The sequence below is a fragment of the Maritimibacter harenae genome, assembly GCF_009882975.1.
In the GTDB taxonomy this organism is placed as follows: Bacteria; Pseudomonadota; Alphaproteobacteria; order Rhodobacterales; family Rhodobacteraceae; genus Maritimibacter; species Maritimibacter harenae.
This window is the reverse complement of sequence record NZ_WTUX01000019.1, coordinates 685,803-704,201: the sequence shown is the minus strand read 5'-3', so window position 1 is coordinate 704,201 and position 18,399 is coordinate 685,803. Positions and strand designations below refer to the sequence as shown.

At 67.3% G+C, this 18,399-nt stretch carries 15 protein-coding genes; 6 read left to right on the top strand and 9 right to left on the bottom strand.

All coding sequences use genetic code 11. The annotated features are described in order from the left end of the window. Positions 1 to 38: 38 nt before the first annotated feature. From GQE99_RS18120 to GQE99_RS18110, 3 genes are read right to left on the bottom strand one after another with little or no spacing between them, the layout of a single operon-like run. The gene (locus GQE99_RS18120; protein ID WP_161353157.1) at positions 39 to 290 is read right to left on the bottom strand and encodes a hypothetical protein; all 252 of its coding nucleotides are present in this window, start codon (positions 288 to 290) and stop codon (positions 39 to 41) included. Next, on the bottom strand, positions 287 to 841 hold the full coding sequence (locus GQE99_RS18115; RefSeq protein WP_161353156.1) for a DUF2953 domain-containing protein: 555 nt from the start codon (positions 839 to 841) through the stop codon (positions 287 to 289). The genes GQE99_RS18120 and GQE99_RS18115 overlap by 4 nt, the downstream gene beginning before the upstream one ends. 5 nt (positions 842 to 846) lie before the next feature. Continuing rightward, the gene (locus GQE99_RS18110; RefSeq protein ID WP_161353154.1) at positions 847 to 1,218 is read right to left on the bottom strand and encodes a GerW family sporulation protein; all 372 of its coding nucleotides are present in this window, start codon (positions 1,216 to 1,218) and stop codon (positions 847 to 849) included. A 197-nt stretch (positions 1,219 to 1,415) separates the two neighbouring features. Here GQE99_RS18110 and GQE99_RS18105 point away from each other — a divergent pair, with 197 nt between their 5' ends. Together GQE99_RS18105 and GQE99_RS18100 are read left to right on the top strand one after the other, a co-directional pair. After that, positions 1,416 to 2,804: an SLC13 family permease gene (locus tag GQE99_RS18105; protein WP_202530885.1), complete on the top strand. Its 1,389-nt coding sequence runs from the start codon at positions 1,416 to 1,418 to the stop codon at positions 2,802 to 2,804. A gap of 43 nt (positions 2,805 to 2,847) precedes the next feature. Continuing rightward, a complete protein-coding gene (locus GQE99_RS18100; protein WP_202530883.1) occupies positions 2,848 to 4,155 on the top strand; it encodes a Glu/Leu/Phe/Val family dehydrogenase in 1,308 nt (435 codons plus the stop codon). A gap of 10 nt (positions 4,156 to 4,165) precedes the next feature. Here the strand turns inward: GQE99_RS18100 and GQE99_RS18095 are convergent, their stop codons facing one another. Together GQE99_RS18095 and ppsA are read right to left on the bottom strand one after the other, a co-directional pair. Then, positions 4,166 to 4,768 (bottom strand): rhodanese-like domain-containing protein, encoded by a 603-nt coding sequence (locus tag GQE99_RS18095; RefSeq protein ID WP_161353150.1) that lies wholly within the window; start codon positions 4,766 to 4,768, stop codon positions 4,166 to 4,168. A 100-nt stretch (positions 4,769 to 4,868) separates the two neighbouring features. Then, positions 4,869 to 7,247: a phosphoenolpyruvate synthase gene (gene ppsA, locus GQE99_RS18090; RefSeq protein WP_161353148.1), complete on the bottom strand. Its 2,379-nt coding sequence runs from the start codon at positions 7,245 to 7,247 to the stop codon at positions 4,869 to 4,871. A gap of 121 nt (positions 7,248 to 7,368) precedes the next feature. Between ppsA and GQE99_RS18085 the strand changes: the two genes are divergently transcribed. The 3 genes from GQE99_RS18085 (at position 7,369) to GQE99_RS18075 (ending at position 11,344) form a co-directional block, all read left to right on the top strand. Continuing rightward, positions 7,369 to 7,716 (top strand): hypothetical protein, encoded by a 348-nt coding sequence (locus GQE99_RS18085; RefSeq protein WP_161353146.1) that lies wholly within the window; start codon positions 7,369 to 7,371, stop codon positions 7,714 to 7,716. Positions 7,717 to 7,790: 74 nt separating this feature from the next. Beyond that, positions 7,791 to 10,418 carry a cation-translocating P-type ATPase gene (locus GQE99_RS18080; RefSeq protein ID WP_161353144.1) on the top strand — a complete coding sequence of 876 codons (2,628 nt, stop codon included), beginning with the start codon at positions 7,791 to 7,793 and terminating at the stop codon, positions 10,416 to 10,418. A 254-nt stretch (positions 10,419 to 10,672) separates the two neighbouring features. Beyond that, positions 10,673 to 11,344 carry a sugar transferase gene (locus tag GQE99_RS18075; RefSeq protein ID WP_161353143.1) on the top strand — a complete coding sequence of 224 codons (672 nt, stop codon included), beginning with the start codon at positions 10,673 to 10,675 and terminating at the stop codon, positions 11,342 to 11,344. Positions 11,345 to 11,363: 19 nt separating this feature from the next. On the opposite strand, the gene GQE99_RS18070 is transcribed toward GQE99_RS18075, so the two are convergent. Continuing rightward, on the bottom strand, positions 11,364 to 11,732 hold the full coding sequence (locus GQE99_RS18070) for a hypothetical protein (protein WP_161353141.1): 369 nt from the start codon (positions 11,730 to 11,732) through the stop codon (positions 11,364 to 11,366). A gap of 180 nt (positions 11,733 to 11,912) precedes the next feature. Here GQE99_RS18070 and GQE99_RS18065 point away from each other — a divergent pair, with 180 nt between their 5' ends. Continuing rightward, positions 11,913 to 12,524 carry a helix-turn-helix transcriptional regulator gene (locus tag GQE99_RS18065; RefSeq protein ID WP_161353139.1) on the top strand — a complete coding sequence of 204 codons (612 nt, stop codon included), beginning with the start codon at positions 11,913 to 11,915 and terminating at the stop codon, positions 12,522 to 12,524. Between the two features lie 25 nt (positions 12,525 to 12,549). Here the strand turns inward: GQE99_RS18065 and GQE99_RS18060 are convergent, their stop codons facing one another. From GQE99_RS18060 to ilvD, 3 genes are all read right to left on the bottom strand, one after another. Beyond that, on the bottom strand, positions 12,550 to 14,448 hold the full coding sequence (locus tag GQE99_RS18060; RefSeq protein WP_161353137.1) for an acyl-CoA synthetase: 1,899 nt from the start codon (positions 14,446 to 14,448) through the stop codon (positions 12,550 to 12,552). Between the two features lie 106 nt (positions 14,449 to 14,554). Beyond that, complete coding sequence (locus tag GQE99_RS18055) at positions 14,555 to 16,339, bottom strand: ABC transporter transmembrane domain-containing protein (RefSeq protein WP_161353134.1); 1,785 nt, start codon at positions 16,337 to 16,339, stop codon at positions 14,555 to 14,557. Between the two features lie 200 nt (positions 16,340 to 16,539). After that, complete coding sequence (gene ilvD / locus GQE99_RS18050; protein WP_161353132.1) at positions 16,540 to 18,381, bottom strand: dihydroxy-acid dehydratase; 1,842 nt, start codon at positions 18,379 to 18,381, stop codon at positions 16,540 to 16,542. Positions 18,382 to 18,399: the final 18 nt, after the last annotated feature.

Below are 18,399 nucleotides of genomic sequence, written 5' to 3'. Positions count from 1 at the left end.
AAGACGGCCCGCGGGTTCTGACGCGGCGTATGCGGCACTTATTCCTGCGCCATCAGCTCCGCGCGCAGGTCCGGGTAGAGGTCTTCCAGAACCGTGAGGTCGAGGGGACGGCCCGCCGGGTCCCGCGCAACGACCTCATCCCCGCGCAGAAGAAAGACCGCCACGGCCCCCAGCCCCGCCCGAAACGCCCGGTGCCGGGGGCCCGCCTCCCCCTCCACCCGCACGGCCTTGAGCACCGCGACGCGCCATGCCCCGACCCGTGGCCCAGGTATGACGTCGTAGCGGATCATCGGCGCACGAAGACCCGCCAGGCGAAGCCCAGCACCGGGCCTGCCAGCAGGATCGGGGTGAAATGAAGGGACAGGTCGAGTTGCCCGTCGAACCGCCGCGCGGTGAAGTCCGGCCGCAGGTCGAAGTCGGCGCGCCGGAGCGGCGTGGCGAAGAGAAGCGGGCAGAGCCAGCCGTAGAGCTCGCCGGTCTCCGCCGGATCGCCCAACCCGAAATCGGCGTCGAACCGGAAGCGGTCGACGTGGACCTGCCGTAATTCCCCCATGACCAGGGCGGGCGCGGCCTTGAGACCGCGCATCACCAGGTCGCGTGACGGACCCCTGCGCCTGCGTGCCTTGTCGCGCGGCTTTCGGGCCTTGCGCTCGCGCGGCCTGTCCACACTCGAAGGCCCCGGCAGCGCGATGCGCGGCGACAGCCCGCCCAGCAGCCGAAACCCCACGTCGAGCGAGGGATCGGGCCCCAGCCGGGCCGTACCCGACACGTGGACCGGCAGCGACAGGGCGACGAGGATGAGCGCCAGGAGCGCGAGAAGCACCCAAAGGAGGGCCACCATGCGGCTTACCCGGCCTTGTCACCCGGTGTCGCCGCGGCCGCCGCCCGGTCGATGGCCTTCGCCGCAGCCTGTCCGACGACATCGGCGATCGCGGACACCGCGCCCTGGACGCCTTCGACCCGCGCGCCATCGCCGTCGATGATGATCGCGCCAAGGGGCTTGATCCCGCCACCCCCGCCGGTGCCGCCGCCCGTGCCGCTGGCCTTGCCGGATTGCTGGCCGCTGCCGCCCCCGGCGCCGAAGGCGAAGCCGTAGCTCACGATCGGGATGATGGTCGCCCCGTCGCGCTCGATCGGGTCGCCCAGGACATTCTTGGCACTGAGCAGTTTCTCCAACTCCTCGACCGTGCCTTTCAACAACTTCTCGACGTCTTCCATGGTCAATTCCTCTGCGTGAAAATCCAAGTGAGTGCATGATGACAGGCTTCGGTGTCGCCGCGATGACGTAGATCAACGCGAGGCCGGGCGCGGCGCGGGGCCGCAGGAGCGATGACTTGAATTGCCCGCCGTCCCCGCGTTTTATCGGGTCCGGGCCAATGGCCATCCCGCCCTGCCGCAACCAACGGGTCCCCACGATGACCGCCAGAACCCTCAGCTTGTCGGCCGGCCTCCTCCTGCTCGTCATCCCCGTGCTCCTGCCGGCGCCCGAGGCCATTCCCGAAGCCGGGTGGCGCGCCTCGGGCCTTGCGCTCGCGATGGTGCTGTGGTGGCTGACCGAGCCGGTCCCCCTCGCCGCCACCGCGCTTCTGCCGCTGGCCGTGGCGCCGCTTGCAGGGATCGCCCCGCTCGAGACCGTTGCGCGCCCGTTCAGCGAACCCATCGTGTTCCTGTTTCTCGGGGGGTTCCTGCTGGCCAAGGCCATCGAGAAATCGGGGCTTCACGAACGGCTGGCCTATTCACTGCTCGGGATCGCCGGCCAGAACCCGGCCCGCGTACTGGCCGCGATCATGGGCACCACCGCGTTCCTCAGCCTGTGGATCAGCAACACGGCCTCCGCCATGGTCGTCGCCCCGGTGGCCGCCGCCATCGCAGGCGCCCAATCGGGGACGCGGGCCTTCAGCACCGCCCTGATGCTGGGGGTGGCCTATGGCGCCACGATCGGCGGCATGGGATCGCTGATCGGCACGCCACCCAACGCGATCTTCGCGAGCTTCGTGGGCCAGACCTACGGGATCGAGATCGGCTTCGCCCGCTGGGCGGCCATCGGCGTCCCGGTCGCGCTGGTCCTGCTGGTCGTGACATGGGGCTCGCTCGTCGTCTTCTCGCCGGGCCTGCGCGGGGCCGAGATCAAGGCCGGATCAGACCGGGCCCGCCCACCCATGTCGACGGCGGAGAAGCGCGTGGCGCTCGTGGCCGGGCTGACCGCCGGCGCCTGGCTCACCCGGCCGCTGATCGAGCTCGTGTTCCCGGGTCTCGCGCTGTCGGACGCGGGCATCGCCATCGCGGCGGCGCTGGTCCTCTTCATGCTGCCGTCGGGCGACGGCGGGCGTCTGCTGGACTGGCCGACTGCGGCCACGCTGCGGTGGGACGTGCTGATCCTCTTCGGCGGCGGGCTGGCGCTTGCCACGATCCTCGAGACCTCGGGGCTCGCCGCGTGGCTCGCCGGCACCGTGGACGCGTTCTCCGCACTGCCGATCCTCCTGCTTCTGGGGCTGATCGCCGCGATGATCGTCTACGTGGGCGAGCTGGCCAGCAACACCGCAATGGCCGCGATCTTCCTGCCCATCGCCGGCGCGATCGCGATGTCGCTGGGCGCTGAGCCCGTGCAATTCATGCTCCCCCTCGCCTTCGCCGCCTCGGTGGGCTTCATGCTTCCCGTCGCGACCCCGCCCAACGCCATCGTGTTCAGCCACGAAACCGTCACACGGGGCAACATGCTCAGGGCCGGCGCTCCGCTGGATGTCATCGGCATCGTGGTTGCGGTAGGGTTGGGCTACCTCATGGCGCCGATCGTCTTCGGCTGACCGGCGCCGGCGCAAGACACACGTTCAACAAGGACAGGACCACATGGCACCGGACCAGAACAGCGACGCGAACGCGGCACGGGAAGACGAGGGCATGCTGGGCAAGGCCCGGTCGAGCCTGAGCGCCGCCTGCGACCGGCTCAACATCCACCCGGACGTGTTCGAGGAGCTCAAGCTCCCGCGCGAGACGCTCTACGCCACGCTCCTGATCCGCATGGACGACGGCAGCCGCCGCGCCTTCAAGGCCTGGCGCTGCCGCTACAACGACCGGCGCGGTCCCACCAAGGGCGGCGTGCGCTTCCATGCCAACGTGAGCCGCGACGAGGTCGAGACGCTCGCCTTCTGGATGACCTTCAAGTGCGCGGTGGCGAACCTTCCCTTCGGTGGCGGCAAGGGCGGCGTCTGCGTCGACACGAAGGCGCTGTCGACGGTCGAGCTCGAACGTCTCAGCCGCGCCTATATCGAGGCCTTCGCTCCCTTCATCGGGCAGGACCGCGACATCATGGCGCCAGACATGTACACCAATGGCATCGTCATCGCCTGGATGTCGGACGAATACAGCTCGATCTCAGGCCAGGCTTCTCCCAGCGCGATCACCGGCAAGCCGCTCGCCTTCGGCGGCACCGTGGGGCGCGTGGATGCGACGGCGCGCGGCGGCTACTACGCCCTGCGCCAGCTTGAAAGCGTGCTCGAGATCGATCCGAACACCGCCACGGTCGCGATCCAGGGCTTCGGCAACGTGGGCTACCATTGCGCCAAGCTCCTGCACGCCGACGGGTACCGCATCGTCGCCGTCACCGATTCCTCGGGCGGAATATATGACGCCGAAGGGCTCGATCCGCTGGCGGTGATGCAGCACAAGCACGAAACCGGCAGCGTTACCGGGGCGGCCGGGCACGGCTCGACCCGCGAGATCACGAACGCTGAGCTGCTGGAGCTCGACTGCGACATTCTCATCCCCGCCGCGCTGGAACGCCAGATCACGATGGACAACTGGGAGCGCATCAAGGCCCCCATCATCCTCGAGATGGCCAACGGCCCGATTTCGCCCGAGGCAGACACCAAGCTGGCCGAGAAGGGCTTCAAGATCATTCCCGACATCCTCGCCAATGCCGGCGGGGTGACGGTGTCGCACCTGGAATGGGTGCAGAACCGGTCGGGCTTCTACTGGGACGAATCCCGCGTGCGCGACCAGCTGAAGTCGACGATGGAGACCGAAGCCCAGGCGATCTGGGCGCTCCACAACGAGATGAACCTGTCGCTGCGCGACGCGGCCTACGTCCACGGCCTGCGCCGTATCGCGCAATCGGTGGAAGCGCGCGGGACGCAGGCCTATTTCGAGGATACGTGAGCGGTAAGGCCTACTCGGTCGGGTCCGAAACGGTCAGGCCCAGCATCCGCCAGTTCTGCATCCCGCCACGGTAGTAGTAGATCTTGTCGGCCGGGTAGCCCGCCTCGATCATCCGGCGGGCAGCGGTCGGGGATTGTCCGCACCACGGCCCGTTGCAATAGAGCGCGACCGATTTCACGTCCTCGCCGTCGCAGATCCAGCCATCGAAGTCCGGCTCGCAGCCCAGTTCACCCAGCCGGTCGGCGGCTTCGGTGTAGGGGATGTTGACCGCGCCCGGGATCGCCCCGCCGGCGAAGTCCCGGGGCACGCGCCCATCGACGACCACCACCGCCGGGTCATTCAGGAACTCGAGAACCTCGAGCTCGCCGATCGGCGTCACGCCTTCGGCGGGAATGATCGGCTGGATGCAGAAAACCGGGCACGGGCGCGCGATCTTGGCGAATTCGCCCTCGATCACCGCCTCGTTGTCCTGCACGCGGGAAATCTCGACGGGACCATCCGGCGTCTGGACCTCGACGCTCATCATGTCCTTGGTGATGCCGACCGGCTCGGCCTGGGCGATGCCCACGATGGTGGCGGCGGCGACGGTCAGCAGGGGTGCGAAAATACGCATGGGTCATCTCCCGGATGTTGAAAAAGCCTGTCGCTCCAGTCTCTCTCATTCACTCATTCATGTCCATGATTGTGTCTGACGCCCGGCGCGATCACGTCCCCTACTCCGCGTCGGCCACGTGCCGTTTCACATGCACGAAACTGTCGGGCACCACCGAGATCGAGTCGATCCCGGCATCGACGAGCACCCGCGCGAATTCCGGGTAGTTCGACGGGGCCTGGCCGCACAGGCCGACCTTGGCCCCGGCCCCGTGCGCCTTCTCGATCACCGTGCGGATCATCCACTCCACCGCCGGGTGGCGTTCATCGAACAAGGGGGCCAGCTTGTCGCTGTCACGGTCGATCCCGAGCGTGAGCTGCGTCAGGTCGTTCGACCCGATCGAGAAACCATCGAAACGGGCCGCGAAATCCTCGGCAAGCACCACGTTCGAGGGCACCTCGCACATGACGTAGGTCTGGAGACCGTTCTTGCCGCGCACCAGCCCTTCCTCTTCCATGACCGCGATGACCCGGTCGGCCTCCTCGGGCGTGCGGCAGAAGGGGATCATCACCATCACGTTGTCGAACCCGATCTCTTCGCGCAGCCTGCGCACCGCGCGGCATTCCAGCCGGAAGCCGTCACGATAGGCCGGGTCGTAATAACGCGACGCGCCCCGCCAACCGATCATCGGGTTGGCCTCGACCGGCTCGAACGGCGCGCCGCCCAGCAGGTCGGCGTATTCGTTGGTCTTGAAGTCGCTCATCCTGAGGATCATCGGGTTCGGGTAGGCCACGGCGGCCAGCCGCGCGAGCCCAAGCGCCAGCCGGTCCACGAAATAGTCGGTCTTGTCGTCGTAGCCTTCGGTCAGCGCCTCGATCTCGGCGCGTTCGTCTTCGTCCTCGACCTTGTCGAAATGGATCAGCGCCTCGGGGTGAACGCGGATCGTGTTCGCGACGACGAATTCCATGCGGGCCAGCCCGATCCCGTCCGCCGGCAACCGCCACCAGCGCGCCGCGGTCGCGGGGTTGGCGAGGTTCAGCATCACCTTCGTTTTCGTTTCCGGCAGGTCGGACAGGTCCAGGTCCTCGACCGTGACCTCGGCCGTTCCGTCATAGACGAAGCCCACGTCCCCCTCGGCGCAGCTCACCGTCACCTCCTGCTCGTCGTGCAGCAGGTAGGTCGCGTTCTCGCAGCCCACGACAGCGGGCACGCCCAGTTCGCGGCTCACGATGGCCGCATGGCTCGTGCGCCCGCCGTGATCGGTGACGATGGCCGACGCGCGCTTCATCACCGGCACCCAGTCCGGGTCGGTGTTCGCGGTGACCAGCACGGCCCCGTCGACGAAGTTGTCGATATCTTCCGGGCTGTCGATGAGGCAGACACGGCCCGTCGCGACCTTGTCACCGACCGCCAGCCCGCTCACCACCGTGTCGCCATGCGCGCCGACCGAGAAGCGGTGGAGCGACAAGGCGCCCGCCTGCGACTGCACCGTTTCGGGGCGCGCCTGGACGATGAAGAGCTCGCCGGTGACCCCGTCCTTCGCCCATTCCATGTCCATCGGCACGCCGTAGTGCGTTTCGATCGTCGCGGCCATTCGGGCGAGCGCGATCACCTCGTCGTCCGTCAGGACGAAGCGCGCGCGCTCGGCCTTGGACGTGGGCACGTTGCGCACGGGGTTTTCCTCCCCCGCGCCCGCGTAGATCATCTTCTTTTCCTTGGCCCCGCGCTTCTTCTCGATGATCGGGGACAGGGCCGGGTCGTCGAGGAACGGCTTGTAGACCTGGTAGGCGTCGGGCGTCACGATGCCCTGCACGATGTTCTCGCCCAGACCCCAGACCGCGTCGATCAGCACGACCTTGTCGAAGCCCGTCTCGGTGTCGATCGAGAACATGACGCCCGACCCCCCGATGTCCGAGCGCACCATCTGCTGCACGCCGACCGACAGCGCGACCTGGAGGTGATCGAACCCCTTGGCCTCGCGATAGGAAATCGCGCGGTCGGTGAAGAGCGAGGCGAAGCATTTGCGGCAGGCGACGAGCAGCGCATCCTCGCCCACCACGTTGAGAAAGGTCTCCTGCTGGCCCGCGAAGCTCGCGTCCGGCAGATCTTCCGCCGTCGCGCTGGAGCGCACGGCGACCGACACGTCGTCGCTCCCCGCCCGCTTGGACAGGGCGCGGTAGGCCTCCCGGATCTCTGCCTCGGTCTCCTCGGGCCAATGGCCCGCGACGATGGCCGCCCGGATCGTCTCGCCCGCCTTGTGAAGCGTCATGCGCCCGTCCGCATAGGCCGCCAGCGTATCGCGGATCACCGTGGCGAGGTCGTTCTCCTCGATGAACCGGCGAAAGGCGTTGGCGGTGGTCGCGAAGCCCGGCGGCACGCGGATTCCCATGTCGCCCAGCGACTGCACCATTTCGCCCAGGGACGAATTCTTGCCGCCCACGATCGCCACGTCGGCGCGGCGCAGCTTTTCGAATGCGATGACTTCGGCTTCACGTGCCATGCCCGGTCCTTCCCGTCTCAAGGTGAGGGCCACGGTAGGGATGCGCGGGCGCCCTGCATTGATCTGCCTCAAGGCAGAACGCCGCCGGGCCGGGGCAGGATCCGGGGCGAAAGGACATGCCATGAACGAAACGCTTGCCAACCTGGCCCACGAAGTCGAAGCCGCGCTTGCCCTCGACGACGCGCTTGCGGAGCGGGTGCAGGAGGCCCTGACCGACGCCATCGGCGCCGGCATCGAGCGCGCCGCGCTGGACCGCACGGACGACGTGCTGGCGCTGGTATCCGAATGCCGGACCGGCTGGAGCGTGTCGATGGAAGGCGTCGCGCGGCAGCCCAACGGGCATTGGACCTGCGCCCTGCGCCAGTCCGCCTCGCGCGACGACGACGAGTACCTTGGCGTCGGACGCGGACCCACCCTGCCCCACGCGCTCCTCGCCGCGCTTCTGAAGGCGCTTGCCTACACCGGATGACCGCCGGCCATTGCCGACGTCGCGATCATCGGGAAGACTGCCTTGATGAGCGGTAGAACGGGTTGCGGAACATCATGATCCCGACGGTCGAGACGCCACACGCGCTGGCGGCGGACGAGGTCTGCGCGCGCCTGTCCGCCGACGCGGACCGGGGCTTGTCGGCGCACGAAGCCGAGGCGCGCCTGCGCGAGGCAGGTCCCAATCGTCTGCGCCAGCAGAAACCGCGCAGCATCGCACAGATCCTGGGCCATCAGCTCAAGAGCGTCATAATCTGGCTGCTCGCCGCCGCGGTCGTCTTTTCCTTCGTCATCGGCGACATGGTCGAAGCGGCGGCGATCCTGCTCGTCCTCGTGCTCAACACCGCCATCGGCTTCTGGACCGAGTACCGCGCGGCCCGGTCGATGGAAGCGCTCATCCATTTCGGCGAGGTCCGCACGCGCGTGCGCCGCGACGGCTCCGACCGGATGATCGATGCGCGCGACGTGGTCCCCGGCGACCTCGTGGTGCTCGAGGCCGGTGACGTCGTGACCGCGGATCTGCGGCTGATCGAGGCGGCTGGCCTCACCTGCGACGAATCCGTCCTGACGGGCGAGTCGGGCGCGGTCACCAAGTCCACGCACCCCCTGGACGGCAAGCCCGCATTGGGCGACCGCGTCAACATGGCCTTCAAGGGCACCGCCGTCACCCGGGGCACGGGGCTTGGCGTCGTCGTGGCGACCGGCATGGCCACCGAGCTCGGCCACATCACCGGCCTCGCGCTCGAGGCGGAATCGGGCGTATCGCCGCTCGAGGTCAGGCTCGAGCAACTCGGACGGCGGTTGATCTGGCTGACGCTGGTGCTTGCGGGCGCCATGATCGCGGCCGGAATCGCGCGCGGGCACGACATCGGAACCATGATCCAGACCGGCGTGGCCCTTGCCGTCGCCGCGATCCCCGAGGGGTTGCCGGTGGTCGCGACCCTGACGCTCGCACGCGGCATGTGGCGCATGGCGCGGCGCAATGCGCTGATCACCCGCCTGTCCTCGGTCGAGACGTTGGGGGCCACCACGCTGATCCTGACCGACAAGACCGGCACCCTGACCGAGAACCGCATGAGCGTGGAGCGATACCTCTTGGCGGACGGCGACCAGCCCTTTCCCTCCGAGGGACCCGCCGGGACGACGCTCGGCCTGGCGCTGCGCATCGGGGCGCTGTGCACCAGCGCGGAGCTGGACGGTGACGGCGAGAAGGGCGCGGGCGACCCAATGGAACTCGCGCTATTGCGCGCGGCCCGAGAAGCCCGGGTCGACGTTGCCGACCCCGATCCGACCACGCAGCACGCCTTCGACCCGACGCACCGGATGATGGCCACCGTCCATGCCGTCGAGGCGGGCTACCTCTTTGCCGTGAAGGGGGCGCCAGAGGCTCTCCTGCCCCTTTGCACGCGCGTGGCGGGCGCGGACGGCCCCGGCCGCCTGACCGCGGAGGACCGGGAAGAATGGGTCGAGCGGGCGAGCCGGGCGGCACAGGCGGGCTTTCGCAACCTCGCCCTCGCCACCAAGACGACCGGATCCGGGTCGGACGAGCCCTACGACGACCTGACGCTGGTCGGCATCGCCTGCCTGTCCGACCCGCTGCGCGCCGAAATCCCCGGCGCGATCGAGGCCTGCCGAAGCGCCGGGATCGACGTGATCATGGTCACGGGCGACCACGCGGACACTGCCGCGCGCATCGCTGCGGACGCCGGGATCGCCGCCGCCGACGCCCCGGTTCTTGGCGGAGACGAACTGGACGGTTTCGATCCTGCGACCGCGGCCGACGAAACCCGCGATCTCCTGCGGCGAACCCATGTCTTCGCGCGCATCGCCCCGGCCACCAAGCTTGCCCTCGTGGCCTTCTACCAGGACGAAGGCCAGGTGGTCGCGATGACCGGGGACGGCGTGAACGACGCCCCGGCGCTCAAGAAAGCGGACATCGGCATCGCGATGGGCCAACGCGGCACCCAGGTTGCGCAGGAGGCCGCCCACATGGTGCTGCGCGACGACGACTTCACGACGATCATCGAAGCGGTGCGGCAGGGCCGGATCATCTTCGCCAACATCCGCAAGTTCGTGGTCTACCTGATGTCGTGCAACCTGTCAGAGGTCGCCATTGTCGGGCTCGCGGTCGCCATCGGCCTGCCGACACCGCTCCTGCCCCTTCAGATCCTGTTCCTGAATCTCGTGACAGATGTCTTCCCGGCCTTCGCGCTTGGGCTGGGCAAGGGCGACGGGCGCGAGATGCAGCGTCCGCCGCGCGACCCGGACGAGGCGATCATGGCGGGCCCGCAGTGGTGGCGCGTGGGTCTTCTGGGCCTGTCGCTGACCCTCGCCACGCTGGGCGCGTTCGGCTTCGCCCTTTTCGGCCTCGACGTGCCGGCCCCGGCAGCGGTGACCGTGGCCTTCCTCACGCTTGCCGCCGGCCAGCTCTGGAACGTGTTCAACGTGCGCGCGACGGATACGACGGCCTGGCGCAACGACATCGTGGCCAACCCCTACGTCTGGGGTGCGCTCGCCCTGTGCCTGGCCCTCGTCGGGGGCGCCGTTTCGATCCCCCTCCTGTCCGACGTGCTGAGACTTCCCTTCCCCGGCTGGACCGGACTGCTGTGCGCCGGTGCGTTCAGCATCGTCCCGCTGATCATCGGCCAAGCGGCCATCGCGATCGGCAGGGGCCGCGAAGGATAAGCCACCGAATCGGGCGTGCCGGTCGCCAAATCACGTCCCGGCCACCGCCGAATTCCAACTCCATTTTGGATCAAACGGACGTCAGGGCCTCAATAATTTGGTAAGGTTTTTGGCACCTATACAAAGGGGAACACTCTTTGGTATGCCCTGAAGGGAATTCGCGCGCCGTCGCCTTGACTTAATTCGTGCCCTTCGGCTTTTTGGGTTTCCGGGGAAATCATTTATTAAGAAATCACGCGGAGGGGTGCCGCGCCATGACGATTTTTGTCGACAACTGGGCTGAAGATTTTGAAAAAAGCCCTCGGTTCAAAATAATCAATAAACGGAATGGGACGCACCAGCGAATTTTCTGGGCTGTCAAACGTTTTTACGACATCGTCCTCGGTATTCTGCTGCTGCCCGTCATGATCGCGAGCGGGATCGTGCTGTTCGTGTTGAACCCGTTCCTCAATCCGGGCCCGCTGCTTTACAGCCAGGAGCGGATGGGGCGCCACATGCGGCCCTTCAAGATCTACAAGTTCCGCAGCATGCGCAAAGCCGCGTCGACCGCCCGCAAGGCGCACGACGGGCTCGAGCGCGACCGGATCACACCGCTGGGCCGGCTGATGCGCAAGCTGCGGGTGGACGAGCTGCCGCAGGTCATCAACGTGCTGAAGGGCGACATGAGCTTCATCGGGCCGCGCCCCGACCTCTATTCCCACGCCTGTGAATACGCGATGTCGGTGCCGCGCTACCGCGAACGGCACGTGGTGCGTCCTGGCATCAGCGGGCTTGCGCAAGTGACGCTGGGATACGCCGAAGGCATGGACGCGTTCCGGGCCAAGGCGCGCCGCGACGCACTCTACATCCGCCGCGCGGGGTTCAGGCAGGAAGCCACGGTGCTCTGGCTCACGCTCGTTTCTGTGGTGCGCGCCGCGGGTCACTGAGACCAAAGACGCAACACCGTCAGAAATGCGATTTCGGCTCATCCGGCCGGCCGGCCGCGATCGCGAGAAGACCGCCCACAAGGCAGAACCCGATCGGGAACATGGTGAAGACGCCGAAGCCGAAGGCATGGTAGATCAGCGCCCCCGCCAGAAGCATCAGGATGCCGCCCCAGAGAGCCCGGATCCGCGCCATCGCGCCGCCCGCGATCGCCAGGAGCGGTGCAAGAAAGCTCGACACGCGGATCAACTGCTCGTTCTGGACGAATCCGAACGCCTCGCCGATCTCGGCATGGCGCGCCGTGACCTCGGTGTAACCGTAGCTGAAGAAGCCGACCACCATCGCGATCAGTCCCCCGATCACGCCAAGCGTGAGTGCCGCGTTGCGCATTGCCCGTATCCTCGCATCCTGTCTCGCGTGAGCGCCTACATAAGGACCCCGACCCGCTCTGCACAACCCTGCCCGGCCGGCCCTTGCACGCCACCTCGGCCTTTCATGCCCCCGTGCAGCCCTGCCATGGCGCGCGGTAGACGGTTGTAACCACCTGCACCGCATAACTAACTTGGAATCATGGGCCGGAATCAGATCATCGACGCATTGCTGAACGAACTGGGGGAGCTCGCCCCGGCCGGCTACGTACTGGGGCTTCACTTCCGCTTCGCGGCGCCCCTCATGATGTTCCAGACGTATGATCCTGCGTGGATGGACCATTACACGCGCAACGCCTACGCCCTGCGCGACCCGATGATCGCCTGGGGTCTGGCCCACAGTGGCGCGACACGGTGGAGCGACATCGACCTGCCCGACCCGTTCGGGATCATGAACGAGGCAGCAGAGTTCGGGCTGGGCTACGGCGTTTGCGTGTCCTGCGGACCACTCACGCTGCGCACGATCGCGGGCCTCGCGCGCAATGACCGGGAATTCGACGACGAGGAAATCTCGGCAATCACCGGCATCGTCCTGCGGCTGCACCACGAAACCAAGCCCCCCGACCACCTCACGCCCGCCGAGCGCGAGGCGCTCCAGGTCATCGCGGATGGCGACCGCTACGCGGCGGGGGCCGCGCGGCTGGGCATATCGGAAAGTGCGCTCAAGGCCCGCCTGACGACGGCACGCGGCAAACTCTTCGCGCGCACGACGGCCGAAGCCATCCAGCGCGCCAAGGATTATCGCTTGATCTGAGGCGCCCGGGCGGGCGCCCCGCCGATCAGTTGACCCAGTCGAAGGGCCGCGTGAATTCGCCCAGCGTCTTCTCGACGGCCGCCCGGTCCACGTCGCCCTGCGCTTCGATCTTGGCGACGAGACCGCGCGTCTTGTCCTCGACCACCTCGACCACCTGCGCGTCATGCCCCGCCTCGGACAGCGCCTTGTTGTAGACACGCATGATCGAGGATTTGCGCAGGTCCGGCTTGAACACCTTGCCCACGGCGGTCTTCGGCAGCTCGTCCATGATCTCGATGTACTTCGGCACGGCCGCGCGCTCGGTGATGTTGGCCTTGGCGTAGTCCAGAAGCTCTGCCTCGGTCACCGTCGCCCCCTCGACCAGTTCCACGAAGACGCAAGGCAGTTCGCCCGCCACCGGGTCCGGCTGGCCGATGGCCCCCACGAAGGCCACCGCGTCATGTCCGGCCAGCACTTCCTCGATCTCGGCGGGGTCGATGTTGTGTCCGCCCCGGATGATGATGTCCTTGGCCCGGCCCGTGATCCACAGGTAGCCGTCCTCGTCGATGCGCCCCAGATCGCCGGTGCGCAGGTACTTGTCGGCCGCCACGAGCCCCTTGTTCTTGGTCTCGTCGGTATAGGTCTTGCCGACATAGACGCCGGGGTTCGACACGCAGATCTCCCCCACTTCGTCCACGCCGCATTCCTTGGTGACGTTTCCGTCCGCATCGCAGTGGTAGATCTTCACGTCCGTGTAGGGGAACGGGATCCCGACGGATCCGATCTTCTTCACCCCGTCCGTCGGGTTGCAGGAAACGAGGCAGGTCGCCTCGGTCAGGCCGTAACCCTCGACGATCTTGACGTCGGTCGCCTTCTCGAAGCGGTTGAACAATTCGCGCGGCAGCGGAGCGGACCCCGAGAACGCCACCTTGAGCGTCGACACGTCCGCATCCACGGGGCGTTGCATCATCGCGGAGATCGCCGTCGGCACGGTGATGACGAAGGTCACGCCGTAACGCTCGATCAGCTTCCAGAGGTTATCGAACACCCCGTCGCCGCGGTAGCCGGCGGGAGTCGGGAACACCACGTGCGACCCGGCGGTCAACACGGCCATGAACACGACATGCACCGCGAAGACATGGAACAGCGGCAGCGGACACAGAAGGACGTCGCTCTCGTCGAAGAGCAGGTTCGCCCCGATCCAGCCGTTGTAGATGATGCCCGAATACTTGTGCTGGGCGACCTTGGGCATGCCCGTCGTGCCGCCGGTGTGGAAATAGGCGGCGACCCGGTCGATCTTCTCGTCCTCGAAGGTCAACGTCTTGGGCTGCCCCGCGATCGCCGCGTTGAAGTTCTGCACCGTGGCGGAATGCTTCGGGCTGACCTTCGGCCGGATGAGCGGCACGATCCATTTCTTGGGCGGCGTGAGGTAACGGTTCAGGTCGATCTCGAGCACGTGGGCCACGTCCGGCGCATCCTCGATCGCCTTGTGGACCTTCTCGGCCACGTCCGTCTTGGGGAAGCCTTGGAGCGTCACGACGACCTTCGCCCCGGTCTGGCGCAGGATCGAGGCGATCTGTTCCGGCTCCAGAAGCGGGTTGATCGGCGCGACGATCCCGGCGATGGCCCCGCCCAGCAGCGTCATTACCGTTTCGTTCGCATTCGGCAGGACATAGGCGACGACATCGTTCTGCCCGATCCCGAGGGAGCGGAACAGGTTCGCGGTCTGCACCGATTTGTCGTGCAGCTCACGCCAGCTCAGCGTTTCCTTCTTGTCCTTGGGGCCGCTTTCGATCTGGAACGACAGCGCGTCGCGATCACCGAACTTGTCGACCGTATCCGACAGCAGGTCGTAGATCGTGGTCGGCAGGCGCCGATCGCTCCACGGCTTCTCGGCCTCGATCTCGTTTCGCGCTTCGAGCGAGCTGAATTGGTAACGTCCCATTGATCCTCCCCAGGCGCCGTTGATCGGCGTGATTTCGTTGAAAATGGGGCTTTTGCTCCTTCGCCGCAAGATTGACGTTGGGGGCAACCTGCCCCACGCCGCCACGTTACTCCGCCGCGATCCCGTCGGTGAACTGCAGCCGCGCCAGCCGGGCGTAGAGTCCCCCCTCTGCCACGAGCTCGTCATGCGTGCCCTGGGCCACGATCCGGCCGTCCTCGAAGACCACGATCCGGTCGGCCTTCTTCACGGTCGCAAGCCGGTGCGCGATGATGATCGTGGTGCGCCCCTTGGCCATCTCGTCGACGGCCGACTGGACCAGCCGTTCGCTCTCGGCATCGAGCGCACTCGTCGCCTCGTCCAGGAGCAGGATCGGCGCGTCGCGCAGGATCGCACGGGCGATCGCGATGCGCTGCTTCTGCCCGCCCGAAAGCATGACGCCGCGCTCGCCCACGTAGCTGTCGTAGCCGTCCGGCAGTTTCACCAGGAAATCATGTGCCGCCGCGGCCTCGGCCGCCGCCTCGACCTCGGCGTCCGATGCTTCCGGCCGACCGAAGCGGATGTTCTCGCGCGCGGTGTCGGCGAAGATCACCGCGTCCTGCGGCACGAGCGCCACGTGCCGGCGGAATTCCGAGCGCTCGAGCGCGCGCAGGTCGACGCCGTCGATCTCGACCGTGCCCTCGTTGGGATCGTAGAACCGTTGCAAGAGCTGGATGATGGTCGACTTGCCGGCCCCCGATGGCCCGACCAGCGCCACGGTCTCCCCGGGCTTCACCTCCAGAGAGGCATGATCGAGCGCCAGGTGATCGGGCCGCGCGGGATAGCGGAACGACACGTCGCGGAACGCGATCTCGCCCCTCACCGGTTCGGGCAGGTGCCTGGGCGCATCCGGGTCGTTCACCTCGTCCTCGGCGCGCAGAAGCTCGACCAGCCGCTCCGTCGCGCCCGCGGCGCGCTGCAGCTCCGACCAGATCTCCGACAGCGCGCCCACGGCGCCCGCGACCATGATCGCGTAGATCACGAACTGCACCAGCGCGCCGATCGACATCTCGTCGGCCCGCACGTCGCGCGCCCCGATCCAGAGCACGCCGACCACGCCCGAGAAGATCAGGGTGATCACGATGACCGTCATGAGCGCGCGCGTGGTGATCCGCTTGCGCGCCGAGCGGTAGCTTTCCTCGGTGACCTCGACGAAGGCCTCCTGCGACGGCTCTTCATGGGTGAAGGCCTGCACGGTCTGCACCGACAACAGCGCCTCGGACGCCTTGCCCGAGGAGCGCGCGATCCAGTCCTGGTTCTCGCGGCTCAGAACCCGCATCCGCCGCCCCAGCACGATGATCGGCACCAACACGACCGGCACGATCAACAGGACCAGTCCGGTCAGCTTGGCCGAGGTGAGCAACAGCATCACCAGCCCGCCCGCGAAGATCAGCATGTTGCGCAGGGCGACCGACACGGACGACCCGATCACCGACAGGATCAGCGTCGTGTCGGTGGTGATCCGGCTCAGAACCTCGCCGGTCATGATCTTCTCGTAGAACGCCGGGCTCATCCCGATCATGCGCGCGAACACGGCCTCGCGGATGTCGGCCACCACCCGTTCGCCCAACCGGGTGACAAGGTAGTAGCGCAGCCCGGTGCCCAGCGCCAGGAGCGCGGCGATCGCCATCGCGGCCAGGAAGTACTTGTCGAGCAGCGCATCGGCAGAACTCGCGAATCCGTCGATCACCCGGCGCACGGCCAGCGGCATGATCAGCGAAATCGCGGCGGTGAAGATGAGCGCCAGGATCGCGGCGACCAGCAGCAGCTTGTAGGGGGCGAGGAACGGCCACAGGCCTCCCAGCGCGCCGATCTTGCGGGATTTCGCCCTCTCTTCGTTCGTCTGCGCGGCCATGTGTCCTTCCCAATCTTCAGCCGTGAGATAGCCTTCGCGGCCACGACGGACAAGTCCGCCCTCTCACCGTTCCCCAAATACGCCGGGGGAGTCGCGCCCCCGGCGCGACGGGGGCTGGCCCCCCGCCGCCGCGAAAACCGGGGACCGGTTTGCGCGGCTCGACCGGCGCGGGCGACAGCCCGCACCGCCTGGCAGCCCGGTCACTCCTCGCCGGGCAGGATCCGTACGCCGCCGCGGTTCGCCGAAGAGGCGAGCAGCGCGTAGGCCTTGAGCGCGGTCGACACTGCCCTCTTGCGCGGCGCGGCCGGCTTCCACGGCAGCGGGCCCTTGGCCTCGCGGCGCGCGGCAAGAACGTTGTCCTCGACGGCCAGGTTGATCGTGCGGTTCGGGATGTCGATCTCGATCGTGTCGCCGGTCTCCACCAGCCCGATCAGCCCGCCCTCCGCGGCTTCCGGGCTCACGTGCCCGATCGACAGGCCCGAGGTGCCGCCCGAGAAGCGCCCGTCGGTCAGGAGCGCGCAGGCTTTGCCCAGGCCCTTCGATTTCAGGTAGCTGGTCGGGTAGAGCATCTCCTGCATCCCCGGCCCGCCCTGCGGTCCCTCGTAGCGGATGATCACGACCTCGCCTTCGCTCACCTCGCCGGTGAGGATGCCGTTCACGGCCGCGTCCTGGCTCTCGAACACCCGCGCCTTGCCGGTGAACTTCAGGATCGAATCGTCAACGCCGGCGGTTTTCACGATGCAGCCATTCTCGGCGATGTTGCCGAAGAGCACGGCGAGCCCGCCATCCTGGCTGAAGGCATGCTCCACCGTGCGGATCACCCCGCCTTCGCGATCCCGGTCGAGCTCCTTGTAGCGGTTCTCGGTCGAGAACGCCTGCGTGGTGCGCACGCCGCCCGGGGCCGCCTTGTAGAAGGTTTCGGTCGCCGGGTCGTTGGACACCATGACGTCCCACTTGGCGATCGCCTCGGACATCGAGCCCGTGTGGACCGTGCGCGCGTCGCCGTGCAGAAGCCCGCCGCGCAGCATCTCGCCCAGGATCCCCATGATGCCGCCGGCGCGGTGCACGTCCTCCATGTGGACGTCGTCCTTGGCCGGGGCCACCTTGCACAAAACCGGCACCTTGCGGCTCAAGCGGTCGATATCGTCCATCGTGAATGGCACTTTTCCCTCGTGCGCGATGGCCAGAAGGTGGAGCACCGTGTTCGTCGACCCGCCCATCGCGATGTCGAGCGACATGGCGTTCTCGAAGGCCTCGAAGGTCGCGATCTCGCGCGGGAGGTAGCCTTCGTCCTCGACCTCGTAATGCAGCTTGGTGATCTCGACGATCTTGCGCCCCGCCTCGCGGAACAGCCGCTCGCGGTCGGCATGGGTGGCAAGCATCGAACCATTGCCGGGCAGCGCGAGCCCGAGCGCTTCGGCGAGGCAGTTCATCGAGTTTGCGGTGAACATGCCCGAGCAGGACCCACAGGTCGGGCAGGCATTCTGTTCGAATTCCGCGACCTGTTCGTCGGTATACTGGTCGTCGGCGGCCGCGACCATCGCGTCGACCAGGTCCACGGCCTTCTCGAGATCGTTGACCGTGACCTTACCGGCCTCCATCGGGCCGCCGGAGACGAAGATCACGGGGATGTTGAGCCGCATCGCGGCCATCAGCATGCCCGGCGTGATCTTGTCGCAGTTCGAGATGCAGACCATCGCGTCCGCGCAATGCGCGTTGACCATGTATTCCACGCTGTCGGCGATGATCTCGCGCGAGGGCAGCGAATAGAGCATGCCGTCATGGCCCATCGCGATGCCGTCGTCCACCGCGATGGTGTTGAATTCCTTGGCGACCCCGCCGGCCTTCTCGATCTCGCCCGCCACCAGCTGACCCAGGTCCTTGAGGTGGACGTGGCCGGGGACGAACTGGGTGAAGCTGTTGACCACCGCGATGATCGGCTTGCCGAAATCGTCGTCGGTCATGCCTGTCGCGCGCCACAGACCACGGGCACCGGCCATGTTGCGGCCATGAGTGGAACGGCGGGAACGGTAATAAGGCATGCATGTCTCCTTCGCGCA